The organism is Pseudoalteromonas sp. H71 (assembly GCF_001468485.1).
GTDB lineage: Bacteria > Pseudomonadota > Gammaproteobacteria > Enterobacterales > Alteromonadaceae > Pseudoalteromonas.
The window spans coordinates 25582-51418 of record NZ_LODI01000013.1; the positions used below are offsets into that span (position 1 = coordinate 25582).

The 25837-nt window shown below is 39.1% G+C and carries 25 protein-coding genes and 2 pseudogenes; 24 read left to right on the plus strand and 3 right to left on the minus strand.

Translation table 11 applies throughout. The annotated features are described in order from the left end of the window. Nucleotides 1-96 precede the first annotated feature (96 nt). The 9 genes from pyrC to ATS71_RS07690 all read left to right on the plus strand — a co-directional run bounded on the left by pyrC (nucleotide 97) and on the right by ATS71_RS07690 (nucleotide 8940). Nucleotides 97-1152 (plus strand): dihydroorotase, encoded by a 1056-nt coding sequence (gene pyrC / locus ATS71_RS07650; RefSeq protein WP_058404291.1) that lies wholly within the window; start codon nucleotides 97-99, stop codon nucleotides 1150-1152. Between the two features lie 489 nt (nucleotides 1153-1641). Next, nucleotides 1642-1845, plus strand: a complete 204-nt coding sequence (locus tag ATS71_RS07655) for a cold-shock protein (protein WP_006792379.1) — start codon at nucleotides 1642-1644, stop codon at nucleotides 1843-1845. Between the two features lie 1020 nt (nucleotides 1846-2865). Further along, nucleotides 2866-3636: a DUF3450 domain-containing protein gene (locus ATS71_RS07660; protein WP_058404292.1), complete on the plus strand. Its 771-nt coding sequence runs from the start codon at nucleotides 2866-2868 to the stop codon at nucleotides 3634-3636. A 6-nt stretch (nucleotides 3637-3642) separates the two neighbouring features. Continuing rightward, nucleotides 3643-5007: a MotA/TolQ/ExbB proton channel family protein gene (locus tag ATS71_RS07665; protein WP_006792382.1), complete on the plus strand. Its 1365-nt coding sequence runs from the start codon at nucleotides 3643-3645 to the stop codon at nucleotides 5005-5007. Next, a complete protein-coding gene (locus ATS71_RS07670; RefSeq protein ID WP_004588135.1) occupies nucleotides 5007-5531 on the plus strand; it encodes a MotA/TolQ/ExbB proton channel family protein in 525 nt (174 codons plus the stop codon). The genes ATS71_RS07665 and ATS71_RS07670 overlap by 1 nt, the downstream gene beginning before the upstream one ends. A 14-nt stretch (nucleotides 5532-5545) precedes the next feature. Further along, nucleotides 5546-5950 carry an ExbD/TolR family protein gene (locus ATS71_RS07675; RefSeq protein ID WP_006792384.1) on the plus strand — a complete coding sequence of 135 codons (405 nt, stop codon included), beginning with the start codon at nucleotides 5546-5548 and terminating at the stop codon, nucleotides 5948-5950. Beyond that, nucleotides 5950-6561 carry an energy transducer TonB gene (locus ATS71_RS07680; protein ID WP_010557583.1) on the plus strand — a complete coding sequence of 204 codons (612 nt, stop codon included), beginning with the start codon at nucleotides 5950-5952 and terminating at the stop codon, nucleotides 6559-6561. The genes ATS71_RS07675 and ATS71_RS07680 overlap by 1 nt, the downstream gene beginning before the upstream one ends. 11 nt (nucleotides 6562-6572) lie before the next feature. Beyond that, nucleotides 6573-7832: a tetratricopeptide repeat protein gene (locus ATS71_RS07685; protein ID WP_006792386.1), complete on the plus strand. Its 1260-nt coding sequence runs from the start codon at nucleotides 6573-6575 to the stop codon at nucleotides 7830-7832. A 61-nt stretch (nucleotides 7833-7893) separates the two neighbouring features. Beyond that, nucleotides 7894-8940: a hypothetical protein gene (locus ATS71_RS07690; protein WP_058404293.1), complete on the plus strand. Its 1047-nt coding sequence runs from the start codon at nucleotides 7894-7896 to the stop codon at nucleotides 8938-8940. A gap of 302 nt (nucleotides 8941-9242) precedes the next feature. Here the strand turns inward: ATS71_RS07690 and ATS71_RS07695 are convergent, their stop codons facing one another. Together ATS71_RS07695 and ATS71_RS07700 are read right to left on the minus strand one after the other, a co-directional pair. Then, a complete protein-coding gene (locus tag ATS71_RS07695) occupies nucleotides 9243-9584 on the minus strand; it encodes a TraR/DksA C4-type zinc finger protein (protein ID WP_058404294.1) in 342 nt (113 codons plus the stop codon). A 61-nt stretch (nucleotides 9585-9645) separates the two neighbouring features. Then, on the minus strand, nucleotides 9646-10626 hold the full coding sequence (locus tag ATS71_RS07700; RefSeq protein ID WP_058404470.1) for a tRNA-dihydrouridine synthase: 981 nt from the start codon (nucleotides 10624-10626) through the stop codon (nucleotides 9646-9648). 234 nt (nucleotides 10627-10860) lie between these two features. Here ATS71_RS07700 and ATS71_RS18935 point away from each other — a divergent pair. From ATS71_RS18935 to adk, 13 genes and pseudogenes are all read left to right on the plus strand, one after another. Then, nucleotides 10861-11057, plus strand: a pseudogene (locus ATS71_RS18935) (hypothetical protein); the annotation flags it as partial. Between the two features lies 1 nt (nucleotide 11058). Continuing rightward, nucleotides 11059-11187: pseudogene (locus ATS71_RS19415) on the plus strand (HvfA family oxazolone/thioamide-modified RiPP metallophore); the annotation flags it as partial. A gap of 72 nt (nucleotides 11188-11259) precedes the next feature. Further along, nucleotides 11260-12117, plus strand: coding sequence for an HvfB family MNIO-type RiPP peptide maturase (locus ATS71_RS07710; protein ID WP_058404296.1), 858 nt, complete (start codon nucleotides 11260-11262; stop codon nucleotides 12115-12117). Between the two features lie 33 nt (nucleotides 12118-12150). Then, the gene (locus ATS71_RS07715; RefSeq protein WP_058404297.1) at nucleotides 12151-12903 is read left to right on the plus strand and encodes an HvfC family RiPP maturation protein; all 753 of its coding nucleotides are present in this window, start codon (nucleotides 12151-12153) and stop codon (nucleotides 12901-12903) included. 71 nt (nucleotides 12904-12974) lie between these two features. Further along, nucleotides 12975-13097: a hypothetical protein gene (locus ATS71_RS19330; RefSeq protein WP_008132255.1), complete on the plus strand. Its 123-nt coding sequence runs from the start codon at nucleotides 12975-12977 to the stop codon at nucleotides 13095-13097. 168 nt (nucleotides 13098-13265) lie between these two features. Continuing rightward, nucleotides 13266-13811, plus strand: a complete 546-nt coding sequence (apt, locus tag ATS71_RS07725) for an adenine phosphoribosyltransferase (protein WP_058404298.1) — start codon at nucleotides 13266-13268, stop codon at nucleotides 13809-13811. Between the two features lie 3 nt (nucleotides 13812-13814). Then, complete coding sequence (dnaX, locus tag ATS71_RS07730; RefSeq protein ID WP_058404299.1) at nucleotides 13815-16343, plus strand: DNA polymerase III subunit gamma/tau; 2529 nt, start codon at nucleotides 13815-13817, stop codon at nucleotides 16341-16343. A 59-nt stretch (nucleotides 16344-16402) separates the two neighbouring features. After that, nucleotides 16403-16729, plus strand: a complete 327-nt coding sequence (locus ATS71_RS07735) for a YbaB/EbfC family nucleoid-associated protein (RefSeq protein ID WP_006792396.1) — start codon at nucleotides 16403-16405, stop codon at nucleotides 16727-16729. A 6-nt stretch (nucleotides 16730-16735) separates the two neighbouring features. Continuing rightward, the gene (gene recR, locus ATS71_RS07740) at nucleotides 16736-17344 is read left to right on the plus strand and encodes a recombination mediator RecR (RefSeq protein WP_058404300.1); all 609 of its coding nucleotides are present in this window, start codon (nucleotides 16736-16738) and stop codon (nucleotides 17342-17344) included. Nucleotides 17345-17517: 173 nt separating this feature from the next. Further along, the gene (locus ATS71_RS07745; protein WP_058404301.1) at nucleotides 17518-19419 is read left to right on the plus strand and encodes an MFS transporter; all 1902 of its coding nucleotides are present in this window, start codon (nucleotides 17518-17520) and stop codon (nucleotides 19417-19419) included. Nucleotides 19420-19424: 5 nt separating this feature from the next. Continuing rightward, nucleotides 19425-20132 (plus strand): RluA family pseudouridine synthase, encoded by a 708-nt coding sequence (locus ATS71_RS07750; RefSeq protein WP_058404302.1) that lies wholly within the window; start codon nucleotides 19425-19427, stop codon nucleotides 20130-20132. A gap of 109 nt (nucleotides 20133-20241) precedes the next feature. Further along, the gene (gene htpG / locus ATS71_RS07755; RefSeq protein WP_058404303.1) at nucleotides 20242-22155 is read left to right on the plus strand and encodes a molecular chaperone HtpG; all 1914 of its coding nucleotides are present in this window, start codon (nucleotides 20242-20244) and stop codon (nucleotides 22153-22155) included. Between the two features lie 154 nt (nucleotides 22156-22309). Beyond that, nucleotides 22310-22954 carry an adenylate kinase gene (gene adk, locus ATS71_RS07760; RefSeq protein ID WP_058404304.1) on the plus strand — a complete coding sequence of 215 codons (645 nt, stop codon included), beginning with the start codon at nucleotides 22310-22312 and terminating at the stop codon, nucleotides 22952-22954. Between the two features lie 47 nt (nucleotides 22955-23001). Here adk and tpx read toward each other — a convergent pair whose 3' ends face one another. Next, nucleotides 23002-23583: a thiol peroxidase gene (gene tpx, locus ATS71_RS07765; RefSeq protein WP_058404305.1), complete on the minus strand. Its 582-nt coding sequence runs from the start codon at nucleotides 23581-23583 to the stop codon at nucleotides 23002-23004. A 229-nt stretch (nucleotides 23584-23812) separates the two neighbouring features. Here tpx and ATS71_RS07770 point away from each other — a divergent pair, with 229 nt between their 5' ends. Both ATS71_RS07770 and ATS71_RS07775 read left to right on the plus strand, forming a co-directional pair. Next, nucleotides 23813-24817: a response regulator gene (locus ATS71_RS07770; RefSeq protein ID WP_058404306.1), complete on the plus strand. Its 1005-nt coding sequence runs from the start codon at nucleotides 23813-23815 to the stop codon at nucleotides 24815-24817. A gap of 3 nt (nucleotides 24818-24820) precedes the next feature. Then, nucleotides 24821-25792: a sensor domain-containing diguanylate cyclase gene (locus ATS71_RS07775; RefSeq protein WP_058404307.1), complete on the plus strand. Its 972-nt coding sequence runs from the start codon at nucleotides 24821-24823 to the stop codon at nucleotides 25790-25792. Nucleotides 25793-25837: the final 45 nt, after the last annotated feature.

Genomic DNA, 25837 nt, shown 5'->3' on the forward strand with positions numbered 1-25837 from the left:
TATGGGGCAAATCAGTCATTGATTATTTTTAATAAAATCTTTACTCGAAAAGATCATATGCCTATGATCACATAAATTCAGCTGTGGAATGAAGTAATGACCAGTAATAATACAACCCCTGTAACAACGTTAACAATTACCCGACCTGACGATTGGCATGTGCATTTACGCGATGGTGATCAGCTTAAAGATACGGTGCGAGATATTAGCCGCTATATGGGGCGTGCTATTATAATGCCAAATCTGGTTCCTCCAGCAACCTGTACTGATACTGCTTTAGCGTACAGAGACCGTATAATGGCAGCTAAGCCACAAGGGAACTTCGAACCATTGATGGTTTTATATCTTACAGATAAAACAACACCTGAAGAAATAATTAAAGCTAAGGCATCAGGCAAAGTCTTTGCTGCTAAACTTTATCCTGCTGGCGCGACAACCAATTCTGATTCTGGCGTAACTTCTGTCAAAAATATATATTCAGTGCTTAGTGCTATGCAAGATGTTGGTATGCTTTTACTTGTTCACGGTGAAGTAACTGATTCATCAATTGATATTTTTGACAGAGAGAAAGTATTTTTAGAAACCATTTTAGGGGATGTAGTTAACGACTTTCCAGAGCTTAAAATTGTACTGGAGCACATAACAACGAAAGATGCGGTTGATTTTGTGAATAATGCGCCGAGTAATGTAGCGGCAACGATTACTGCACACCATTTATTGTACAACCGTAATCACATGTTAGCAGGGGGAATCCGTCCTCATTATTACTGTTTGCCAATATTAAAACGTAACATTCATCAACAGGCACTTATGGCTGCAGCTATTAGTGGCAGTAAAAAGTTCTTTTTAGGTACTGACTCAGCGCCTCATTATAAAGACAAGAAAGAAGCTGCGTGCGGTTGTGCGGGAGCTTACACGGCTCATGCTGCTATTGAGCTTTACGCAGAAGCTTTTGAAGAAGCAGGTGCTTTAGATAAGCTTGAGGGTTTTGCAAGCCACTTCGGCCCAGACTTTTATGGTTTAGCGCGCAATAGCGATACAATTACATTGCAAAAGTCGCCTTGGACTGTGCCTGCAAGTTATACGCTTGGTGATTCTGAAGTAGTACCGATAAAAGCTGAATCTGTAATTGATTGGGCTGTTTTAAAGTAAAATTAAGCACTTGAAATAAGAGCCGCTTTCTACAGCGGCTTTTTTGTATGTAAATATTTAGGCTCAAGGCTTGTATAAAAAGCTGCAAATTGGCTTGTTACTCAATAATTATTTCTTGTTTGTTTTAGTATGAACAGTAATTAGCCTGTAAAGGGTTAGCAATTGCTGTATTTTTATTAGGGTTTTGTAATAAATATTACAATAATATTTTATTTTAATCAGAGTCTTATCTGTTTTTACTCACGGGGTAAGTTTTTTTAGAAATTATTTTCAATTAATAGAGCGAAAAAAAATAGAATGTGTTAATCTTACTTTGCTTTGAGTTTTTATGAATTGAATTTACGGATATTGTGCTGCGTTTAAGGTTACCAGTTAGGTTATTACTTGTTCCTGTACTATACCTCTATTTTTATGAGCATTGACTCAAGGAGGCTATTGCCACAATAACGTGGCAGAATTTTTAATTATTGACTTACAGGAAAATTTAGTATGTCGGTTTCTGGTAAAGTAAAGTTTTTCAACGAAGCTAAAGGCTTTGGTTTCATTGAACAAGAAAACGGTCCTGACGTGTTTGTACACTTCAGCGCAATCTCTGGTTCTGGTTTTCGCACTCTTAGCGAAGGTCAAGCAGTGACATTCAGCATCAAACAAGGTCAAAAAGGCCCTGAAGCTGAGAACGTTGAAGCAGCATAATTTTAATTATGTGAACTCATGTTCATCTTGGTGAAGCAGGTCTCTGTTTCACCATCATCCCTTAAAACGCTATCATACTAAAAAAGCTCAATACCTCCAATCATTAATAGCGCTCATTTCTTATATCTAAATCCCAAAAGACCACTATATGTCTTAATTTTGTTAGAAACCTGATTTCAATTTAAATATGCTAAACAGTATTTATGCATTATTAATTTTGTGCTTCCTATAAAGTTCTAATATTTTCGTAACTCTTCTAGGTTAACTTGTAAGTTTTAAAGTATTAATATTTACAAAACTCAGCTTTAAACTAGATTATATGGTTAATCGTCAAAACTTTGAGTTTGGATAGTGAGCTAATAAGTAATATACAGTCAACATAGATAAAGACTCGGTTTAAGCTTCATGAAAATAATTAACTAAAGAAAGTCTGTTTTAATTTTGATTTAGCCGAAGCCATTAATGAGATTTTATTTCGTCCATCAGTTTAGAACGCTGCTTATAGTTTTTGAGTGCGAAAAAACCTTCACAAATTCGATATTGAATTCCCTCTATTAGCTTTACAACTTTCAATATGTGTAACGTTTGATTTTTGTGCGTTAAACCGTTCTTTTTCTGAGTTAAAGTGCTAAAAAATGATAAAAAAACGTCAAATAGAGCCTCTAAAAGAGTTTTTTTTTAAATGTTTTTATTTTTTTTTTACATATATCTAGTTTGAACTAAATGTTGCATTTATGTTGTTTGTTTAGAGGTCTATCCAGTCAAACATCAACCTTATTGGGGTTTGCTAGGAGTGTTGATAATACAGTTGGTTGCAATAATGTTAACATTTTATTGGTGCTACTTTAATGTGGTCCATCGGTAGGTGATTTATTTGCTAATTACCTCCAACATCAAGTTGACAGCGCTTATTGCATTTAGCATTATTGAAAGGTTGATATCTATTAAAAGATATCAGGGTTGTTCTCTTCGGAGGATAATTAAATTATAAAAGTAACATTACTTAATTGGTTGGGAACTATGTCTGTTAAAATCAGAAAGAGTCTTGTAGCAACTGCGTTGGTTGGCGCTTTTGCATTTGCAAGCAGCAATGTGATTGCAGATCCTTTGAATGACGTGCAAAAAGCAGGTCAAACAATTCAAAAGGCTGCTGTTAAGTCTCAAACTAAAATTGACAATGTATACGGTCAAACTCAAGAGCTAATCGCTGAGTACCGTAGCATCGTTGATGAGACTGAACTTATGAAAGTGTACAACGATCACGTAGCACGTTTGGTCGCTGACCAAAATGCATCGATTGAATCGTTCGATCGTCAAATCGCGACTATCGATAACACTAAACAAAACGTTGTGCCTTTGATGTATCGCATGATCGATACGCTTGAGCAATTCATCAAAGCGGACGTTCCATTCAATCTTGAAACGCGCCTAGGCCGTGTTGAAAGACTTCGTGACATTATGGCATCAGCTTCTGTTACTACGTCTGAAAAATTCCGTCAGGTTCTTGAAGCTTACACAGTTGAAACAGCATACAGCTCTGCAGTAACTGCTTCTCAAGGTACGCTGGAAATTGATGGCAAAAACATCAACGTAGATATCGGTCGTTTAGGTCGTATTACTTATGTTGCTCAGTCTTTTGACTTGAAACATGCTTGGGTATGGGATAACAACACTAAACAGTGGAAAGAATTAGGTGAAGAATACCTAAAACCTGTTAAAGAAGTGATCCGCATGGCACGTAAGCAAGCGACACTAGAACTTGTTAAACTACCAATCTTTGGCGCGGAGTAATCAATAATGAAGAAACTATTTAAAGGTTTTGCTGTTGCAGCAGTACTATCTGTTTCTGCAGGTACCGCGCTTAACGCACACGCAAACACTGACGCTTTAGACAAAATTCTTGAGCAAGTTAAGCAAGAGCGTATCTCTGAAGGTAAAATCAACAAGCAACGTGAGCAAGAGTTCTTATCAGAGCGTGCTGACAAGCAATCTTTACTTAATAAAGCGAAAAGCCAACTAGCTGCTGAAAAAGCACGTGGTGACTCTTTAGCTAAGCAATATGCACAAAACGAAAATACTTTAGCGGAAAAAGAGCAAGCTCTACAAAACGCGCAAGGTACGTTAGGTGAGATGTTTGGTGTTGTACGTCGTGCAGCGCAAGACGCAATTGGTTCAATTGAAGCATCTTTAGTAAGTGCTGAAAAACCAGGCCGTGCTGAAGTACTTCGTTCACTAGCAGCCGCTAAAGAACTTCCAACAGTTCGTGAGTTAGAAGAGCTTTGGATTTCACTTCAAACAGAAATGACAGAGTCAGCAAAAGTTTCTACTTTTGAATCTGAAGTTGCTGGTCTTGACGGAAACACTGCGGTTAAGAAAATCACTCGTATTGGTAACTTTAACTTAGTTGCTGACGAAGGTTACTTAATCTATTCACCAGAAACAAAGTCTATCCAGCCTTTAGGTAAACAACCTGATAGCTACATTCTAGATGGCATTTCTAACCTAGAAGCAACGTCTTCTGATAGCTACGCGGGCGTTTACATTGACCCTACACGCGGTGCTATCTTACGTATTAATACGCAGAAGAAAACGTTAATGGAATACTACGAGCAAGGTGCTGAAGTTGGTTACATCATCACTGTATTACTTGCTGTAGGCCTATTAATCTTCTTAGTTCGTTTCATTGACTTAGCGCTTACTACTTCTAAGATCAAATCACAACTTAAGAACTTGTCTACACCGAATACAAACAACCCTCTGGGTCGTATTCTTAAAGTGTATCATGACAACAAGTCTCAAGATGTTGAAAACCTTGAACTTAAACTTGATGAAGCGATTCTACGTGAAACTCCACGTGTTGAAGCTGGTATCAACATCATCAAGATCCTTGCTGCTATCGCACCATTACTAGGTCTACTAGGTACAGTAATCGGTATGATTTTAACGTTCCAAACAATCACATTGTTCGGTACGGGCGATCCGAAGATCATGGCTGGTAACATCTCTCTAGCACTTGTAACTACAGCGCTAGGTCTAATTGCAGCACTACCACTTATCCTATTGCACTCTATTGTTGCAGGTCGTAGTAAGTCGGTATTACATATCCTTGATGAGCAAAGCGCTGGTATCATCGCTACTCACGCGGAGAAGGAGAAAGCCTAATGCTAGTCCTGATGGAGATATGGGAATCTATCAGGGATTTTGTTGGCACAGGCGGCCAGGTTTTATACGTGGTCGCGATAGCACTCTTTCTGATGTGGGTTTTAATGATTGAGCGCTATTGGTTCTTACTTGCAGAGTTTCCTCGTTTAACGAAGGATATTGTTGCAAAGTGGGATGCCCGCCAAGACACTACGTCTTGGTACGCACACAGAATCCGTGAAGCATGGATTTCTGAAGCGTCTGAAAAATTAGATCAGCGTATGTTGTTGATTAAAACATTAGTAGCTGTTTGTCCTTTAATAGGCTTACTTGGAACTGTAACGGGTATGATCGCGGTTTTTGAAACCATGGCAACTCAAGGTACTGGTAATGCACGTTTAATGGCATCAGGTATTTCAATGGCAACAATCCCAACAATGGCTGGAATGGTTGCGGCACTATCTGGAGTTTTCTTTAGCTCACGCCTTGAGGCAAGAGCGAGAATGGTGAAAGCCAAACTTGTAGATAGCATGCCTCATCACTAGAGAGAGAATTAAATATGGCACGTAAACAACGTTTTCGTGAAGAAGAAGAAGCAGCGGTAGATATGACACCAATGCTTGACATCGTATTTATCATGCTTATTTTCTTTATCGTAACTACATCGTTCGTTAAAGAGGCTGGTATCGAGGTCAATAAACCTAAAGCTGCCCAAGCTACGAAGCAAAAAAATGCTAACATTTTTATTGCTATACGTAGTGATGGCGCAATCTGGATTGATAAGCAGCAAGTTGACGTTGAACGTGTTTCAGCGAAGATTGAAAGCTTATTAGCAGAACAACCTACTGACGTTGTAATTTTGCAAGCTGATAAAGAAGCAAAACACGGCACAGTGGTTAAAGTTATGGACCAGATTAAAGCGACGGGCGATAACCTAAGAATTTCAATAGCTGGAGATCAGTAATGATTCGTTTTCTGTTTTCACTGATTGCAGGTGGGGCAGTTACTTTCGGCTTGTTCTACTTCATGGCTTACCTCATCTCTGGTGGGGCTGACCGTAATACGGAACAAAAAGAGCAGATCATAGTCGAAATTATGACGAATCCGCCTGAATCTAAGGTGCAGGAGAGGAAGCGTGTACCGCCTCCGCCTCCGCCACCGCCAAAGCAGCCGCCTAAACCGCAGCCGCCACAGCCGGATACTAATCCCAACCCAGGTGCAATGTCATTTAACATGCCAAGCATCGACGTAGGGAGTTCTGCTGGTGGACTAAGTGGTCCAGGTGCATTTGGACGAGATGGTGATGCGACACCTATCGTTCGTATTGAACCAAAATATCCAACGCAAGCAGCGCGTGATGGTAAAGAAGGTTGGGTACAACTTTCGTTCACAATTGATGAGTTAGGTGGGGTTATTGATGTTGATGTAATCGACGCAGAGCCTAAACGTATCTTTGACCGTGAAGCTAAACGTGCACTTCGTAAGTGGAAATACCGTCCGAAAATCATTGACGGTAAGCCACAAAAACAAGTTGGTTTACAAGTTCAACTAGATTTTAAACTTAACCAAGGCTAAGGAGGCGAGTAATGAGAAATTTATCTAAAGTAACTGCTCTTGCAATTCTTATGTCTGTGTCAGGTGCAACTTTAAGTTCATCTGTATTAGCGGCGCCAGATTACGCGAAAATTGAAGAGCGTAAGAAAGCAAAAACTAAGATCATGGGCGAGCGTACTGGTAAAAAAGTAATTAAAGCGTTTGACTTGTATAACGAAGAAAAAGTTGACGAAGCGATTGTATTGCTGAGAGAGATTGACCCTTCAGATGAGTTTGATAAAGCGACTGTAAATCGTTACTTAGGTAGCATGTACGCGCAGAAAGAAAACTACGCTGATGCAATCAAATACAGCAAGCTAGCAGTAGCGCCTGATATTTTGAACTTTGCAGACCACGAACAAACACTTAAGTTATTAGGTGATTTGTACGCGGGTACTGAAAAATACAAAGAAGCAAAAAAAGCATACACAGCATGGATGGACTTCACAGGTGAGGAAGATCCAACTGTATATACTCGTATTGCGCAAGCTAACTTTCAGTTAGAGCAATTCAGTGATGTTTTTGAGCCTGCTAACAAAGCAATAGCGCTTCAAAAAGAGCCTAACAAAGGCCCTTACCAGCTTAAACTTGGTGCATACTTTGAAACTAAAGATTATGCAAATATGGTTAAAGTGGGTGAAGAAATTGTTAAAGTTTGGCCTGATGATAAGAAAGCTTGGGTTGGTTTAGGTAAATACTACCTACAAACCGAAGAATATCAAAAAGGCCTTGCAACAATGGAAGTGGCTTTCAAAAACGGTTACTTTGAAAACGAAGTTGAATATAAAGTACTTGCTAACTTTTATTCTTTAAATGAAATTCCTTACAAAGCGGCTGTAACGCTTGAAAAGGCAATTAAAGAAGAAAAAGTTAAACGTACTAAGCAAAATGTCAACGCGGTTGCAAGTAACTATCATCGCTCTAAAGATATAGAGAAAGCTGCTAAGTATTATGAAGAAGCTGCTAAATTTGATGACGACGCTGAGCTTTACCGCAAAGCAGGTTCATTACTTTTACAATCTGAGAAGTTTAGTGCTGCCGTTGTTCGCTTGAACAAGGCGTTAGAGCTTGGCTCTGACAAAAAAGGGACTATATATTCAGATTTAGCTGAAGCGTATTACTACCAAGGCAAGTATAAGCAAGCTTATGCTGCTATTGTTAAAGCTATGGATGACCCACGCACACGTAAGTTTGCAAAAGGTTGGTCTACCTACATTAAAGATAAAGCCGCTCGCAACGGTGTTAAAATTTAATTTTAGCTAACATTAGCAACTTTTAAAAAGCCCCTCTGGGGCTTTTTTTATTAGGATTACTATGTATAAAACGTTTTTTTTATCATTATTATTGTGTGCGTTTCTGATTGGCTGTACTGATAAGAGTGATAGTTTTAGTTCTTTTGATGAGGCACGAAGCGCCTTAAAGTCTTTAAATACTGCGTTGGTATTAGAAGAGGGAACAAATAATAAAAAATTTACAGATGAAAATATCGTTTATTCGAACGAATATCTTGATAACCGTCATGCTATTTATCAGCAATTGATGACGATGAAGTTAACACCTAATCAAATTACTCAAGTTAATTATTTGGTTATTGCAGAGCGGTTTCCTGAGCGGTTTTTTCCTTGGCCAGCCCAAGTAAATGTTTTAAATAATATGAGCTTATTTAAACACTCCACTAGCACTGTTGAGCAGACTATAAAGTGGCTTAAATTTACCCAAGCTAAGTTAGAAATTGCTAAGCAAAGTAATTTAAAACTAAATAAGTTAGAGTATGCTTTACTACAGGAATATGTAGCGCAAGCTATTGAAAACAAGGCTACACAAGGGGCAATTAAAAGCCACATCAGGGCCTTTTCTAACTATTTGGCCAACTATAAGCCTCGAGGAAGTGTTGGTTTAAGAGGGCTTTCTAATGGTTCAGAGTGGTATCAGAGTAAACTCAATTATTATGGTAGTGCAGTTAATTCACCTCTAGAGTGGGTTGTTATTATTAACGAAAAACTTAAAGTTCTGGAAAGTGCAGTTATTAATGCCAAATTTGCACAAAATCATATTAAATCGTTTGTAGTGCAGTATTTATCTGAAGAGCCATTGATTAATGGACTTGACTGGCAAGCACATTACTTAGATTTGCCCGCTATGGCTAGCAAAGCAAAATTGTCTAATAAGGATAAGTTGCTCATGCTTGCAATGATGGAAACAGATATAGGTATTCATTACCACGCATGGACGATTGCTCAGGCTAAAGTTAATTTATCAAAGCGTCTTAAAGTGCCAGAACAGACCGCGCAATACTTAGTTGAAGATATTATTCTTTATCCAGGTCAATCGTTTAGTTTTTGTGGACAGGTTTGTCATTAATCTAGGATTTTTTATCTGCCGAGACTTTTGGTAAGGCAAAGCCTTGGGTGAAGATACCTATCATTTAATAGGTAATTACGCAGCGTATATTTTAAACATGGGTTGCTTCTTTTTTTTAGCCCGTCCTAGGGCAGCTTATTATTAGTTGCCTTAAGTACAATTCGTTAACTGGCATGAGTAGGGTACAGAGGTTTTACTTTGCCTATAGGCCAATAAATTTCGTACCCCGTTTAAACAAATTTTAACCTCAAAAGCTCAGCAGGCACCAACTAAAGAGGGTTATAGCTTATGACTTTCAATAATTAGTTCGATGTCCTTTTAATGTCGCACGTTGTACAACGTTGTGTTGCTGGGTCTTCTTGAAGCAACGCCGTTGCGATTTTTTCTTCACAATCACAACAGTAGCCATACTGACCTATATCAATTTGACTCACTGCGGCCTCTAGCATAGTCATACGGTTAATTAAGTTAGCATACTCAGGACCGAGCTTCTTTGCAGCAAGGTCTAACCATTCATTATTTGCTGTATGTCTTAATGTTGTGATTAAACCTTGGTGGTCAGGATGAGACGATTTAGAAAGCATAACAAGTATGTTTGATTTAACTTGTGTTAGTTCATCATATAAGCGCTTTTGGTGGTTCATTATCAGCATAACCCTTTTACATTAACTGCTCGTTATACTGTTATTATCTAATTGCATTTAATTAACTGTCATGATTTGAATCAAGTTGTGGTGCTTTTGCATATTTTTTTAAAACTGCAGATACGTCTTCTTTGGTTTTTAACCTACGAATTTCATCAAATAACGTTATTGCCTGTGGGTATTGACGCTTTAAATAACCTAGCCATTGTTTAGTTCTAGATGCAAAATATTTTTCATCTTTAGCTGGATCATGATGAATAGCTGAGTGAATTAAGTGATAGAGAACATGCTCCCACTCTAAACCCTCATAGTGCTCATTGTTGACATGCGCTTTTATTTTTTTTGCTAAATCAGGGTGAGATAGTGCGCCCCTGCCAAGCATTAAGTCACTGCAACCGCTTCTTTTTTGGCATAGCATTGCGTCTTCAACTTGCCATATTTCACCATTTGCAACAACAGCAATATTTTTTCCTTTTATTATAGGCGGTATCTTTTCCCAATATGCTGGCGGGTTGTATCCATCGCGTTTTGTTCTGGCATGAATCGCAACGCTATTAGCACCAGCACTTACAACCGCATCAATAATTTCTTGGCTTTTACTGTCGTCATCAAATCCTAAACGTATCTTTGCACTCACTTCATGTTTTGAATCTACCGCATCTCTAACTGCTTTAATTATGGTATACATATGCTCGGGATCTTTAAGCAAAACGGCACCACCGCGGCTGCGGTTAACTGTTTTCGCAGGACATCCAAAATTAAGGTCAACACCATGAGAACCCAAATCAATCGCCCTGACTGCGTTTTCAGCTAATGGATTCGCCTCTTGGCCAAGCAATTGTATACGCACCGGGGTGCCTGCTCGGGTATAGCCATTATTATTTAGTTCTGGGCAGTATCGATAAAATACTTTTTCAGGTAAGCGTGCTTGAACCACTCTTACAAATTCGGTCACGCATAAATCAAACCCACCGAGGTCAGTTAACAATTGGCGCATTTTAAAATCTACAACACCTTCCATAGGTGCTAAAACAAGTTTCATAAAGCGATTATATTTTAAAAATAAGGTGCTTAGTTTACCTGTAAATTGCATATTGATAAATCTGTAATTGTTACTCATAGTTAAAGCGAGAACGCATGATGCAAATTTTTTCGATTAAATAAAATAAAAATGAAAGTTTTTATTTCATCACAGGTCTACTTAAACATACACGCAATCTAAAACGATATTTACATTGCGATGATTTACACACATTGAGTATAGAGAGCAAATATAATGAATACAGTAAAAAATAATACAATCGCATTAACATTAGGTGCAGTAGTCGTGGGTTCTGCGAGTTTTGTATCTGCCGATGTACAAGCAAACCCGTTTGAATTTCAGCAACTTGTTTCTGGTTACCAATTAGATGCTGCCGAAGGAAAGTGCGGTGAAGGCAAATGTGGCGGTGACGCAAAAGGTAAAAAAGAAGGNAAGTGCGGCGAAGGTAAATGTGGCGGCGACGCAAAAGGTAAAAAAGAAGGCAAGTGCGGCGAAGGTAAATGTGGTGGCGACGCAAAAGGTAAAAAAGAGGGCAAGTGTGGCGAAGGTAAATGTGGTGGCCGTTAATTTCTTAATTTAATTAAGTTATGCTAAAGGGCCAATGGCCCTTTTTTGTTAATATCAGAGGCACTTATGACACAAATGCATAGTACTGAATTTGGAATGGTCGGCCTAGGTTTGCGCCGCGAAATGCTAGATGAGTTATTAGAACACGTCCCACAGCCAATTGACTTTCTGGAAGTCGCGCCTGAAAACTGGCTAAAACTGGGCGGCCGATTTAAAAAGCAATTTAAAACATTAACCGATGCTAATAATTTTGTGTGTCATGGCTTGTCTTTGTCAATTGGTTCGCCAGAGCCGCTTGATATTGAGTTTATTAAATCGTTAAAAGTTTTTTTTGATCAGTATAACATTAAAATGTTTAGTGAGCATTTGAGTTATTGCTCTGGTCAAGGACATATGTATGATCTAATGCCCATCCCTTTTACCGAAGAGGCAATTGCGCACGTTGTGCCCCGAATTAAGCAAGTACAAGACATGCTTGAACGACCTATTGCGATGGAAAATATATCTTATTACGGTGCGCCAGGCCAAGAGTTAACTGAACTTGAATTTACTAATGAAATTTTAGAGCAAGCAGATTGCAAATTGTTGCTTGATGTAAATAATATTTATGTTAACTCGATAAATCATGGTTATGACGCAAATACTTTTTTAGCCGGCTTACCTACAAAGCGAATAGCTTACGGGCATGTCGCGGGGCATTATAATGAGGCTGATGACTTAATTGTCGATACCCATGGTGCTGATGTGATTGATCCCGTATGGGAGCTGCTCGATAAAGCGTATAGCGTTCATGGTGTATTTGCGACTCTCCTCGAGCGTGACTTTAATATTCCTTCAATGCATGCATTAACTAAAGAGCTTGATATTATTTATCAATTACAACAAAAGCATTTGAATTATGGGCGTTCAAAAAAACATGCTTAAAGCGAATTTTAATTAAGCAGTGGGTACTCAGCTATGAGCTTTACAGATGTACAAAATGAATTTATGGCGCACATACGTGAGCCAAAAAAAAATAAAAAGCCAACTGATATTGAAGATAGACGTATGGCTATATATCGCGACCTGTTCTTTAATAATATTGAAGGATTCATTTCTTCTGGATATCCGGTCTTAAAAACCCTCTACAGTGACAAACAGTGGAAAAAGCTGGTCAGGCAGTTTTTCAGTGAATATGATTGTCAATCACCCTATTTTTTAGATATTGCAGGGGAGTTTATTCATTACTTATCCGGTAATTATAAAATGAAAAAATATGATCCTGCTTTTATGTTAGAGCTTGCGCATTATGAATGGATAGAGCTTGACGTCTCAATAGCAAACGAAGACCCTAACGAGAAAAAACTACAACAAACAGCTTTAACTAAAAGTCCATTATTTTTATCAAGCTTAGCGAGAAATTTGAGTTACCAATTTCCAGTGCAAACTATTAGCGCTCAAGTCCGGCCAAAAGCGCCATCGGTTGTACCTAACTATTTTGTTGTTTATAGAGATGAAGAAGACGATGTACAATTTTTAGCAACCAATGCAATGACGGCTTTATTACTCTCTATCATTGAAAGCGTTGAAGGCATTACATTTGATAACCTGTGTCAACAGGTCATTAATCAGGCACCTCAGTTTAACGAAGAGCAAATAACACAAGGGGCACTTGTGACAATCAATGCGCTGATTGAACGTGGTGTAATCGTGACAAAAAATCAAGATTAAGGCCTTTATTGATGTTTTTACATCGTCTATCATGGCAGCCTTATTTATCGTGCTTAATAAAAGGTTGTACCATGTCAGATGATAAAGACTTTAAAGATCCGTTTAACGCTACTTATTTTATTGCTTTTCTAGCGGTATTTGCAGGTATTGGTTGTTTAAATGCAATTTTAGGTTGGATCACTAGCTTAACCTAAAACGTATTTATAGCTTAAGGCTGTTGTCAACATCAGCCTTAATGCTTTGCCTCTCTATCCTCTATAACCCTTCAATTTTTTGTTAAAGTCACAGCAAACTCGCAATTAAAGTTCACTTAAGGTTATAATCACCTGCTTTGTAATATCAACCATTGAGCAGCAAAACTTATGACTCAAGTAACACCAGCAATTATTAAAAACAGCATTACCACAATTGCTGATTATCCAAAAGCGGGCATTATGTTTCGCGATGTAACTACATTAATGGCAAATCCTGAAGCGTTTAAAGCCACTATTGATGCGTTCATAACCGAATATAAAGACCAAGGTTTTACAAAAATTATTGGCACAGAATCTCGTGGCTTTATTTTTGGAGCGCCTTTATCTTATGCTTTAGGTATTCCTTTTATTCCTGTGCGTAAGCCTGGCAAATTACCGCGTGAAGTTATTCGCCAAGATTACTTGTTAGAATACGGTGAAGACACGCTAGAACTTCATGTTGATGCAATTGTACCCGGTGACAAAGTGCTTCTTGTTGATGATCTTTTAGCAACAGGCGGAACAATTGAAGCGACCGCTAAACTAGTTAATAAACTAGGTGGTGAAGCGACTGATGCTGCATTTGTTGTATCACTGCCTGAATTAGGTGGCGAACAACGCATTGAGAAAATGGGTATCAAAATCTTAAAGTTGGTTGAATTCGAAGGCGAATAATCGATGAGTTATCAGGTTCTAGCGAGAAAATGGCGTCCACAAACCTTTCATGAATTGGTTGGGCAGTCTCATGTTAAACAAGCGCTTGTAAACGCGCTGACACAAAATAGACTGCATCACGCGTATTTATTCACTGGAACCCGAGGTGTTGGTAAAACAACTATTGCGCGTATTTTTGCAAAAAGCTTAAATTGCGACGAAGGTATTTCGGCATCTCCTTGTGGACAATGTAGCAGCTGTACAGATATTGAAGCAGGGCGCTACATTGACTTACTAGAAATTGATGCTGCCTCTCGTACTAAAGTAGAAGATACGCGTGAAATACTTGATAATGTTCAATACGCACCTACGCGTGGGCGTTATAAAGTATACCTAATAGATGAAGTTCACATGCTTTCAAAGCATAGTTTTAATGCGCTTTTAAAAACGCTCGAAGAACCGCCAGAGCATGTGAAGTTTTTACTTGCAACAACCGATCCCCAAAAGTTACCCGTCACTATTTTATCGCGATGTCTACAGTTTAATTTAAACGCTTTGTCGCAAAGTGAAATTAAAACACAGCTCCAACACGTATTAACGCAAGAGCAACTCAGCTTTGATAACGATGCACTTAGCATTATTGCAAAAGCTGCTGATGGCAGTATGCGCGATGCACTTAGCTTAACCGATCAAGCTATAGCACAAACGAATGGTGATATTAATAACCAAGCGGTTCAAGCAATGCTTGGTTTAATGGATACACACTACAGCCAAAGTTTATTAGCGGCATTGCTGAGCCAAGATGGCGCAGCGCTCATGAGCGAAATAGCCAATGTGGCGAGCAAAAATCCAAATTATATAGCGTTACTTGATGATTTAATTTCATTAACGCATTTAATTCAGCTTACCCAATTAGTGCCTCAAGCCGCTGGGCTTGATGAAACCAATGCTGATTACATAAAACACGTCGCAGAGCACACCAGTGCAAAGCAAGTTCAGGTTTATTACCAGTTACTGTTAAATGGTAAAAAAGATTTACAATGGGCCCCTGAGCCACGTTTAGGTTTTGAAATGATCTTACTGAGGTTGCTTGCATTTCAACCTGCAGGAAACGACACTCAGCAGAGCGTGATAAATACGCCTCAATCATCGGTAAGTGATACTGAAAGCCGAGCTAATGCACTGCGTGATATTTTAAGTAAAAAAAAACCTGAAAACAGCAATAACCCTGCTGAACACAGTGACACAAGTAATATTCAGCAATCAGCCGAAAAATCGCTTGTAACTATCGATCAGCAAGCGGAAGTGACACCGAGTGTCATCGACAGGCCTGTTGATTCTGAGCAAGTAGAGCATGTACAGGTTAAAACTGAAGAGGCTCAAACTGAAGCGAGCCAAAACACGCCTAAAGAGCAATTAAGCGACGATCAAGCACAGCGTAACAGCGAAAATGAAGCTTACATGCAGCACAGTGATGTGGAGCAAACATTATCTGCACAATTTGATGACGTAATGAGCAGCGCGCTAGACCAAGGCTTTAATCCTCACATTCACAGTGATCAGCAGGTAAACGAATCACCTCAAAGCGCATCGCAACAGGTTGAATCGCAAAGCGAACAATCATCTACCGATTCATCTTCACTGCATGATAAAGAGTCTCAGGCACAATCAGCCATTGCGCGAATCTTACGTGACAGAAATATATCAGGTTCAGGGCGGTTATCGGGACATAACATAGCCCAGCCGCCAGTTCCCAAAAAACCAGAAATTGACACTAGGGAGCAAAGTAATAGGCCGGTTAGTTCGCCAATTGCACAGCAAAGCGAAGCCACTAATAAAGATAGACAAAGCCATTTTGATAATACAGAACAACAAATCCCTGCGCCTCCAACGGGATCTGCTAACCCACCGCCGTGGGATAACTACAATATAGGCGAGCATGAAAAAAAGCCTGAGCTCCCTGTTAGCGGGAGCCAAATACAACGCCCAAGTGTAGTCGCTGCAAACGCACAGAAAGTTGATTTTAAAGCTAAGCATCAAACAATCACTGAAAATTTAGCGCCTGAATTATTGGAACAAATTAATCCTCAAAGTGTGCCAACTCCAGCTCCGCAAGAGGAAAGTATTCCAGTCCCCGACGATTTTCAAAGTCCTATAAGTGAAATAAAGTTTGCTCATCAGCAAGATGAGTGGGCTTATTTAATAAAACGCATGGGGCTGGGCGGACGAATGCGCCAATTTGCGCTGCATTCAATTTTTACAAAGCAGGGAAGTAATTTACATATAGATGTTGATGAGTCGCAAAAACATCTCGATACTCCCATGCTTCGTCAAAAACTTGATGCCGCACTATCGAGTATTTACGATCACAATGTATCGCTGAGTATAAACTTTGCTCAAGGAGTTATCGATTCGCCTTACTTAATTCAGCAAAAAATAGATGCAGGGCGTCATCAGCAAGCAATTGATGTGATCACTAGCGACGAAAATATAGTACAATTTCAACAACTATTTAGTGCCGAAATTGACGAAAACAGTATTCAGGCATTGTAATTCTATACAATCGCCCTTATCTTCATGACAATTAAAGATTAAAAGAAAGAGAGAAAATTATGTTTAAAGGTGGAATGGGTAACATGATGAAGCAAGCGCAGCAAATGCAAGAGCGCATGCAAAAAGCCCAAGACGAAATTGCAACAATGGAAGTTGTTGGTGAAGCGGGTGCAGGCTTAGTTAAAGTAACCATGCTTGGTAACCACAATGTTCGTCGCGTTGAGCTTGATGAAAGCCTAATGGAAGACGACAAAGACATGATTGAAGACTTACTTGCAGCAGCGTGTAATGATGCTGTGCGCCGTGTGGCTGAAGAAACACAAGAGCGTATGAGCAAAGTAACTGGCGGTATGCAATTACCACCAGGTATGAAAATGCCGTTCTAAATAATAATGCAACTTTCAGATAGTTTAAACCAGCTTATTGAAGCATTACGTTGCCAGCCAGGTATTGGCCCTAAGTCTGCACAACGCATTGCATTTCACTTGCTTGAACGTGATCGTAAAGGCGGTGCGCAATTGGGTAACGCATTAACAAAAGCGATGACAGCCATAGGTCATTGCCAGTCTTGCCGTACCTTTTGTGAGCAACCACAATGTGATATTTGTCTAAGCACAAAACGCCAAGACAGTGGTATTTTGTGTGTCGTCGAGTCGCCTACTGATGTGCTTGCCATTGAGCAAACCGGTCAGTACTTAGGTTTATATTTTGTGCTTATGGGGCATTTATCACCGATTGATGGCATTGGTCCTAAAGAAATAGGCTTGGATGTTTTAGAGCAAAAACTTTCTCAAGGTGGTATTAACGAGGTAATATTAGCAACTAACCCAAGTGTTGAAGGCGAGACTACAGCCCACTACATTGCTCAGCTTTGCCACAAAAATAATGTGGGTGCCTCGCGAATAGCGCACGGTATTCCGGTTGGAGGCGAACTTGATTTAGTTGATGGTAGAACCCTAATGCATGCATTTAGTGGTCGCCGCGTGGTTACACAAGAATAGTTCATTAAAGCGACTGTTTGAAAAGATATGTAAAAGCCTACGTAATTAATTTATGTAGGCTTTTTTGTTTTTAAGGTAAGCTAGCTAAAAATAGTATGCAGTTAATTTGACGGCTAAGTAATCAAAGCCCTTTTTGAGATAGGTTTATTTAGAGTTAAAACGTAAGGATCACAATGAAAACGCATTCAACAAATCAAAGCGGTTTACTCAATAGTAAACGGTTTTTACCTCTGTTTATTACTCAGTTTTTCTCTGCCGTTAACGACAATGTATATAAACAATCGGTCCTTATTTTATTAGTTTTTCAAGCCGCCACGCTTGCCGATGGCGCGCTCTATTCTAATATTGCTGCCGGGCTATTTATTTTACCGTTTTTTTTATTTTCGGGTATGGCAGGGCAGCTTGCTGAAAAAACAGAGAAATCAAAATTAATCAGATGTGTAAAACTGTGCGAAATACCGATTATGGTTGTGGGTGCACTATCAATTTATACCCAGTCCATATGGCTTATGCTCACAACCATATTTTTTATGGGGTTTCAAAGTACGTTCTTTGGCCCCTTAAAATACTCTATTTTACCTCAGCACGTTGGACCAGAGGAGTTAACAAAAGCGAATGGCTTAGTTGAATCGGGCACCTTTGTTGCTATTTTACTAGGGACAATTTTTGGCACTTATTACATTACGCAAAACGTAGGCCCTGCAATTATTAGTATTGCTGTACTTGTGCTCGCTGTAATGGGGTATTTAAGTAGCCGCTTTATTCCTATGAGTGCAGCCAATGAACCTAATTTAGCGTTTACTTACAATATATATGCTTCTACAAAAAATGTGTTTTCAGCCCTTAATTCACAAACAGAGTCTGTGGGTAAATCAGTATTAGGAATAAGCTGGTTTTGGCTAATTGGCGCCATAGTGTTAACCACATTGCCAAACTATGTTAAGCACGTTATGGGTGGGAATGAATTGGTGGTTACGAGTGCGCTGGTAGTGTTTTCGTTAAGTATCGCTGTAGGTTCTTTATTATGTGAAAAGCTGTCGCGTTCGCGAATAGAATTAGGCATTGTGCCTTTCGGCGCCATTTTAATTACTCTATTTTTATACTTACTTAGCCAAGAGCCCGACATTATAAGTTATGGCATGCAAAGCGATGAATTATTAACTTTAAAACAAGTAATAAATACCGGCGATATGCAGTGGCACTTTGTTTGGATGGCAGGCATTGGAATAGCATCAGGCTTTTACACTGTTCCCTTATATGCATTGATACAGCAAAGAACAGAAGAAGCCTGTCGGTCTCGGGTTATTGCAGCTAATAATGTACTTAACGCGTTGTTTATGGTGTGTAGTGCGATTTTAAGTATTGTGACATTGTCTATTTTACAGTGGAGTATTTCGGAGCTACTGCTTTTACTTGCGGGGTTAAATTTACTGATCTCAGTGTATATTTATACCAAAGTACCTGAGTTTTTCTTGCGCTTTATTATCTATATTTTAGCTATTTGTATGTATCGCGTGAAAACCAGAGGCGAAATAAACATTCCAGAGCAAGGTGCAGCGGTTATTGTTGCAAACCATGTCAGCTTTGTTGATTGGATGTTTATTTTAGCCGCATCACCAAGGCCAATTCGTTTTATGGTTTTTGCGCCCATTTATTATTCTCCTGCGTTGCATTGGTTATTTAAAATGGCCAAAGCAATTCCCATTGACAGTGAAAAAGCAAACCCTGAAGCCTTTAAGAAAGCGTTTGACGATGTTGCAGAGGCACTTGAACGCGGCGAGCTTGTGGGTATTTTTCCTGAGGGTAAACTAACCGATGATGGTGGCATTGATATGTTTAGAAGAGGCATAGAGCGAATAATTGAGCGAACACATGTTGCTGTTGTGCCTGTGCATTTAGGTGGGTTATGGGGCAGTATGTTTAGCCGTAAAACTAAGTGGCAATTACCCCGCTTGAAGTGGTCGTTAGTATCGGTGTCAGTTGGCGAGCCTGTTTCAGCAAATAAAGTAAAAGCTGATAACCTGCGCGAACGTGTACTTGATTTAAAACAACTTCATTCTAAAAATAACGATTAATAGGCATGAATAGTAGCCAAACAAACCCTATTATCGACAATTTTATAGCGCCAAAATGTATAGATACGTTTAGTATTTTGTATGAAGATGACGATATTTTAGTTATTAATAAGCCCAGTGGGTTACTGAGTTTATCAGGGAAAAATCCAGTAAACTGGGATTCAGTACATTATCGCTTAGTAAATGGACAAAAAGGGTTAACGCCGCCCTTTTTAAACGCTAAATTAGTTCATCGATTAGATCTAGGCACATCGGGAATAATGCTTGTAAGTCTTAACGATTTGGCGTCAAAGCGCTTAAATAAACAGTTTCAACTACGTAATGTAGAAAAGCATTATGTGGCAATGCTAGAGGGATGTATTAGCGCTGATGAAGGGCAAATTGATGCCCCTATAGCTAAAGATAAACAACTATTTCCGCGTGTAAAAATCTGCAAGCTAGAGGGGAAGCCTGCTGTTACCGAGTTTAAGGTTATAGAGCGCCTTACTAACCCTGTTAGAACTTATGTACGCTTTTCTCCTTTGACTGGGCGTACTCATCAGCTACGCATACATAGTCATTTTATAGGCCACCCTATTTTAGGGTGCGACCTGTATAAGAATGCACAAAGTGAAAAGCTATCAAAACGTCTACAGTTGCATGCAAGCGATCTGTTTTTTGAACATCCCACTACAAATCAAGCAATTCACATCCATTGCCCAAGCCCATTTTAGTGTGAATTAACATTACATTTTTATTTTTTAATTTTTTCCCTTGAAGTTCTATTAGCTCCCCCCATATTAAGTGCATAACGCAGACACTTTGCTAATTGGAGATATATAAATGACTGCAGCACAAAAAGAAACATTAGGCTTTCAAACAGAAGTAAAACAACTATTAAACTTAATGATTCATTCTCTTTATTCAAATAAAGAGATCTTTTTACGTGAGCTTGTATCAAACGCATCAGATGCAGCCGACAAGTTACGTTTTTTAGCGCTTTCAAATGGTGATCTTTACCAAGGCGATGCAGACCTACGCGTTCGTATTAGTGCAGATAAAGAGGCCAATACCGTCACTATTTCAGATAACGGCATCGGTATGACCCGTGAAGAAGTTATCAACTCTTTAGGTACTATTGCAAAATCGGGCACCGCTGAGTTTTTCAAAAACTTAACGGGCGATCAAAGTAAAGATTCACAACTTATTGGTCAGTTTGGTGTTGGTTTTTATTCTGCATTTATTGTTGCTGATTTAGTGACTGTTCGCACACGCAAAGCTGGCGAAACAACTGCTTATGAGTGGGAGTCACAAGGTGAAGGCGAGTACACGCTGCAAGAAATTGAAAAAGAAGGCCGTGGTACCGAAATTATTTTACACCTTCGTGATGACGAAAAAGAATTTGCTGACGAATTCCGCCTACGTGGTATTGTGACTAAATACTCGGATCATATTTCTACGCCTGTACAAATGTACAAAGCAGAAGTACCAGAATCTGAAGGCGAAGATGGCGAAAAAATTCCAGCAGTACCGGGTGAGTGGGAAAGCATTAACCGCGCAACCGCATTATGGACACGTGATAAGTCTGAGCTTTCTGATGAAGAATACAAAGAGTTTTATAAGCATGTAAGCCATGATTGGGAAGATCCACTTAGCTGGGCACATAATAAAGTTGAAGGTAAAACAGAGTACACCAGCCTTTTATATATCCCTAAAAAAGCACCTTTCGACTTATGGAACCGTGAACGCCAAAGTGGTTTAAAACTTTACGTACAACGTGTATTCGTAATGGATGATGCTGAGCAGTTTATGCCAAGCTACTTACGTTTTGTAAAAGGATTATTAGACTCAAACGATTTACCATTGAACGTATCGCGTGAAATTTTACAAGATAACAAAGTAACGCAAGCGATTCGTAAAGGGTGTACCTCGCGTATTATTAAAATGCTTGAGCGTATGGCGAAAAACAAAGCTGACGATTACCAAGTATTTTGGAATGAGTTTGGCCAGGTAATGAAGGAAGGTCCAGCGGAAGACGCAGCAAATAAAGAAGCGATTTGTAAGCTACTTCGTTTTTCTTCAACTCATACTGATTCGCAAACGCAAGATGTGTCGCTTGAACAATATGTTGAGCGTATGAACGAAGGCCAAGAAAAAATATACTACGTGGTAGCTGATACCTTTACAGCCGCTAAAAATTCGCCGCATTTAGAGATTTTCCGCAAAAAAGGCATCGAAGTATTATTGCTAAGTGACCGTGTTGACGAGTGGATGATGAGCCACCTAACTGAGTTTGCAGATAAGCAACTACAGTCAATCACACGTGGTGACTTAGACTTGGGTAAGCTTGATGATGAAGAGACTAAGAAAGCCCAAGAAGAGTCTGAAAAAGAGATGGCAGGCTTAGTAGAGCGCATTAAAACAGCGTTAGGTGAAGATGTTAAAGACGTGCGCTTTACGCATCGTTTAACCGATTCTCCAGCCTGTGTTGTAAGTGATGAGAACGACATGAGCTCGCAAATGCAAAAGTTAATGGAGTCTGTTGGCCAAGCAGCACCAGAGGCTAAACCTGTGTTTGAATTAAACCCAGAGCACCAACTTGTTAAGCATTTAAATGACGAGCAGGATGAAGATAAATTTGCACAATGGTCACATGTATTATTAGACCAGGCATTACTTGCAGAGCGCGGAACATTAAAAGACCCAACAGGATTTGTTACACGCCTAAATAAATTAATGTTAGAGCTAAGCAAATAAAAGTATAAATTGTGTACATATTTAAAAAGGAAGCCTAGGCTTCCTTTTTTTATACGCTACAAAGTAGGCAATTAGTATAAGTTGCTTGAGTATCAGCGGCGCTTATGGAAGAATTCAGGCTTTAAAATAAACTCTCATACTAGGGGACAATGATATGCGCATTATTCTTTTGGGCGCGCCGGGTGCAGGTAAAGGCACTCAAGCTCAGTTTTTAATGGACAAGTACGGTATTCCACAAATTTCGACTGGCGATATGCTACGTGCTGCTATTAAAGAAGGCACTCCACTTGGCTTAGAAGCAAAAAAAGTAATGGACGCAGGTCAGCTAATTTCTGACGATATCATTATTGGTTTAGTGAAAGAGCGTATTGCTAAAGCTGATTGCGAAAAAGGTTTTTTACTAGATGGTTTCCCACGTACTATTCCACAAGCAGATGCAATGAAAGAAAATGGCGTAGTGGTCGATCACGTTATTGAATTTGATGTAGCTGATGAAATTATTGTAGAACGTATGGGCGGACGTCGTGTTCACCCTGGTTCAGGTCGTGTTTACCATGTTGTTTACAACCCACCAAAGGTGGAAGGTAAAGATGATGAGACGGGCGAAGAGTTAATTGTTCGCGCCGACGACACTGAAGAAACAGTGCGTAAACGTCTAGGTATTTACCACGAGCAAACGATGCCATTGGTTGATTACTACCAAGCAGAAGCTGCATCGGGTAACACCCAGTACCACAAACTAGACGGTACACAAGCCGTTGAAGCAGTAAGCCAACAATTAGGTGAGCTGTTAGGCTAAGCCTAATAACAAAAAAACCGCCAGTTGGCGGTTTTTTATTTAGACACTTATAAAGTTTTAAGTTTTTCTATTACGCTGTCGTATTCGGGCTCGGTAGATAGGTTATTCACCAATTGCTTATAAACCACTTTATGGCTCTTATCGAGTATAAAAATAGAGCGCGTTAGAAGCCCCATATCTTTTATAATCACACCATATTTTTGGCCAAAATCACGCCATACCGAATCAGATAATGTGATAACTTTATCTATGTTCTCTGCTTTACAAAATCGTTTTTGGGCAAACGGTAAATCAGCACTGATAGTCAATATTTCAATACTTGGAAATTGCAGCGCCACTTTTTCGTTAAAATGCTTTGTTTGTAAACTGCACACGCCTGTATCTAAACTTGGTACTACACTAATTAGTAAAGCTTGCCCTTTATAATCGTTAAGTGTTACTGGCGTAAAATTACCATCAACTACTTTAAAGTCAGGAGCGTTATCCCCTATAACTACGCCTTTGCCCATTAAAGTAATTGGTTTACCTTGGACCGATACTTTACCTGCATCGAGGATATTTTCTGGGTAATCGGCTGCAAAAGCAACGGAGCAAAATGCACTCAGCACAAACGCGAGCGAACGAAACATAAGGTATTTCCTTTTAAATTAACGCAATGGGTGACAGTGTATTATACTGCGTATAAGTAACCAAGAGATTATACGTTCTTGCTCAGTAAGAATTAATTATGAGATTTTAAATTGTAAACGGCTGAAACTTTGATTAACATATAGTTACAAAAAATATCTTAAATAATAAAAATAAAAAGCCACTATCATTTTTTGATGTTAATACTTGGTTTAAAAATAGAGAGATAGTATGCCAACATCAGTATTAGTATGTGATGATTCCAAATTAGCGAGGCGTCAATTAGCTCGCTCATTGCCGGAAGATTGGGACATAAAAGTTGAGTTTGCAATTAACGGTGTTGATTGTATAAAGCAAATAAAAGCTGTTGAACCAGAAATTCTATTCCTTGATCTTAATATGCCTGAAATGGACGGGTATGAAGTGTTAATGGCAATGAAAGAGTTAGGGTTAAATTTGCTCACCGTTGTTGTGTCTGGAGACATACAACCTAACGCTCATCAGCGTGTACTAGACTTGGGTGCTATCGATTTTATTCAAAAACCTTGCTCACCAGAAAAGCTTGCCGAAATAATAGAGCATCATGGAATTAAAGATAAGGCCATGCGTGAGCGCTTATCTCACTCATTAGGCGAGCAAGTTGACCCTGATGTTAGAGATATTTACCAAGAACTTACAAACGTTGCTATGGGGCAAGCAGGCGACTTGCTTGCAAGATTACTCAATGTGTTTGTTGAATTACCCATTCCAAATGTCAATATTTTAGAGGTGAGCGAACTTGATATGGCGCTTCGCTCCATTGATAATAACGCCTCTACATCTGGTGTGTGCCAAGGCTTTATTGGCGGTGGTGTATCGGGAGAGGCGCTTTTATTATTAAATGATTCCAGTTTTAAAGAAATTGCGTCTTTGATGAACTACGACGGTGTGCTTAACGATAACGTAGAGCTTGAGTTACTGATGGACATTAGTAACATTTTAATTGGTGCTATTTTAACTGGGCTTTCAAAACAACTCGACATGTCGTTTAGTCAAGGCCACCCAATTGTTTTAGGCCAACACAGAGATGTTTCTGAACTTGTAAAAGCAAACAAGTCTCGCTGGCAGCGAACACTTGCAATTGAGATTAGCTACGGCATTGAAAATCACGATATAAACTGTGATTTAATGTTGTTATTCACCGAAGACTCACTCAAAACTTTGAAATACAAAGTTGCTTACCTATTAGAAGATTAAGTTATGGCTGCTGATTTAGATATGAATGAGATCCATTGGTTAATGGATATGTTTAATACCGTTGATGTGGGTTTGGTCGTTCTTGATAGAGATTACAAAGTATGTGTGTGGAATGGCTTTATGGAAAACCATTCAGGCCTGTTGCCAAGTGCGGTAAAGCATAAAGATTTATTTGATTTGTTTCCTGCAATAGATGAGAAGTGGTTCAGAAGTAAGTCTGAATCTGTATTCGTTTTAAAAAATCGCTCATTTACTATTTGGGAGCAACAGCCTTACATATTTAGATTTAAAAATTACAGGCCTATTACCGGCAAAGCCGAATATATGTATCAAAATGCCACATTTATACCATTGACTAATATTCGTGCTGAAGTGAGTCACTTGTGTATTATTTTGTACGACGTAACCGATATTGCTGTAAATAAAAAAGAATTAGAAGATTTAAACGCACGTTTAGAACAAGTAAGCCAAACAGATAGCCTTACTCAATTGTATAACCGTGGTCATTGGGAATCGACGCTTAAACAGGAGTTTTTGCGGATTAAGCGCAATGGTGGTTCTAGCGCTTTACTGATGTTTGATATAGACAGGTTTAAAGTCGTTAATGATGAGTATGGCCATACCTGTGGTGACGAAGCATTGCGCCACTTGTCAAAGTTATTAAAAACAACACTGCGCGAAACAGATATTGCAGGAAGGTACGGTGGTGAGGAGTTTGTTGTAACCTTACTTGATACTGACGAGAAGGGGGCCGAGATTTTCGCTGAACGCTTAAGGGTATTAATTGAGCAAAGTCCTGTTTTATACAAACAACTTGAAGTGAAAGTGACCGTGAGTATTGGTTTTGCTTGTTTTAGTAATGAGTTCAAGGACCATGAGCGCTGGATAGAAGCTGCAGATAAAGCCATGTATCAATCTAAAAAGAATGGGCGAAATAAAGTCACCGCCTATGCTGATATGAAAAATGACGCTTAAGCGTCATTTTTTATTAATTATTTTTAGTCTGCCGCTTTGATTTTA

Coding starts and splice junctions, on each gene's coding strand:
- pyrC (WP_058404291.1), top strand. CDS start 97: ATGACCAGTAATAATACAACCCCTGTAACAACGTTAACAATTACCCGA.
- ATS71_RS07655 (WP_006792379.1), top strand. CDS start 1,642: ATGTCGGTTTCTGGTAAAGTAAAGTTTTTCAACGAAGCTAAAGGCTTT.
- ATS71_RS07660 (WP_058404292.1), top strand. CDS start 2,866: ATGTCTGTTAAAATCAGAAAGAGTCTTGTAGCAACTGCGTTGGTTGGC.
- ATS71_RS07665 (WP_006792382.1), top strand. CDS start 3,643: ATGAAGAAACTATTTAAAGGTTTTGCTGTTGCAGCAGTACTATCTGTT.
- ATS71_RS07670 (WP_004588135.1), top strand. CDS start 5,007: ATGCTAGTCCTGATGGAGATATGGGAATCTATCAGGGATTTTGTTGGC.
- ATS71_RS07675 (WP_006792384.1), top strand. CDS start 5,546: ATGGCACGTAAACAACGTTTTCGTGAAGAAGAAGAAGCAGCGGTAGAT.
- ATS71_RS07680 (WP_010557583.1), top strand. CDS start 5,950: ATGATTCGTTTTCTGTTTTCACTGATTGCAGGTGGGGCAGTTACTTTC.
- ATS71_RS07685 (WP_006792386.1), top strand. CDS start 6,573: ATGAGAAATTTATCTAAAGTAACTGCTCTTGCAATTCTTATGTCTGTG.
- ATS71_RS07690 (WP_058404293.1), top strand. CDS start 7,894: ATGTATAAAACGTTTTTTTTATCATTATTATTGTGTGCGTTTCTGATT.
- ATS71_RS07695 (WP_058404294.1), bottom strand. CDS start 9,584: ATGAACCACCAAAAGCGCTTATATGATGAACTAACACAAGTTAAATCA.
- ATS71_RS07700 (WP_058404470.1), bottom strand. CDS start 10,626: ATGAAACTTGTTTTAGCACCTATGGAAGGTGTTGTAGATTTTAAAATG.
- ATS71_RS07710 (WP_058404296.1), top strand. CDS start 11,260: ATGACACAAATGCATAGTACTGAATTTGGAATGGTCGGCCTAGGTTTG.
- ATS71_RS07715 (WP_058404297.1), top strand. CDS start 12,151: ATGAGCTTTACAGATGTACAAAATGAATTTATGGCGCACATACGTGAG.
- ATS71_RS19330 (WP_008132255.1), top strand. CDS start 12,975: ATGTCAGATGATAAAGACTTTAAAGATCCGTTTAACGCTACTTATTTT.
- apt (WP_058404298.1), top strand. CDS start 13,266: ATGACTCAAGTAACACCAGCAATTATTAAAAACAGCATTACCACAATT.
- dnaX (WP_058404299.1), top strand. CDS start 13,815: ATGAGTTATCAGGTTCTAGCGAGAAAATGGCGTCCACAAACCTTTCAT.
- ATS71_RS07735 (WP_006792396.1), top strand. CDS start 16,403: ATGTTTAAAGGTGGAATGGGTAACATGATGAAGCAAGCGCAGCAAATG.
- recR (WP_058404300.1), top strand. CDS start 16,736: ATGCAACTTTCAGATAGTTTAAACCAGCTTATTGAAGCATTACGTTGC.
- ATS71_RS07745 (WP_058404301.1), top strand. CDS start 17,518: ATGAAAACGCATTCAACAAATCAAAGCGGTTTACTCAATAGTAAACGG.
- ATS71_RS07750 (WP_058404302.1), top strand. CDS start 19,425: ATGAATAGTAGCCAAACAAACCCTATTATCGACAATTTTATAGCGCCA.
- htpG (WP_058404303.1), top strand. CDS start 20,242: ATGACTGCAGCACAAAAAGAAACATTAGGCTTTCAAACAGAAGTAAAA.
- adk (WP_058404304.1), top strand. CDS start 22,310: ATGCGCATTATTCTTTTGGGCGCGCCGGGTGCAGGTAAAGGCACTCAA.
- tpx (WP_058404305.1), bottom strand. CDS start 23,583: ATGTTTCGTTCGCTCGCGTTTGTGCTGAGTGCATTTTGCTCCGTTGCT.
- ATS71_RS07770 (WP_058404306.1), top strand. CDS start 23,813: ATGCCAACATCAGTATTAGTATGTGATGATTCCAAATTAGCGAGGCGT.
- ATS71_RS07775 (WP_058404307.1), top strand. CDS start 24,821: ATGGCTGCTGATTTAGATATGAATGAGATCCATTGGTTAATGGATATG.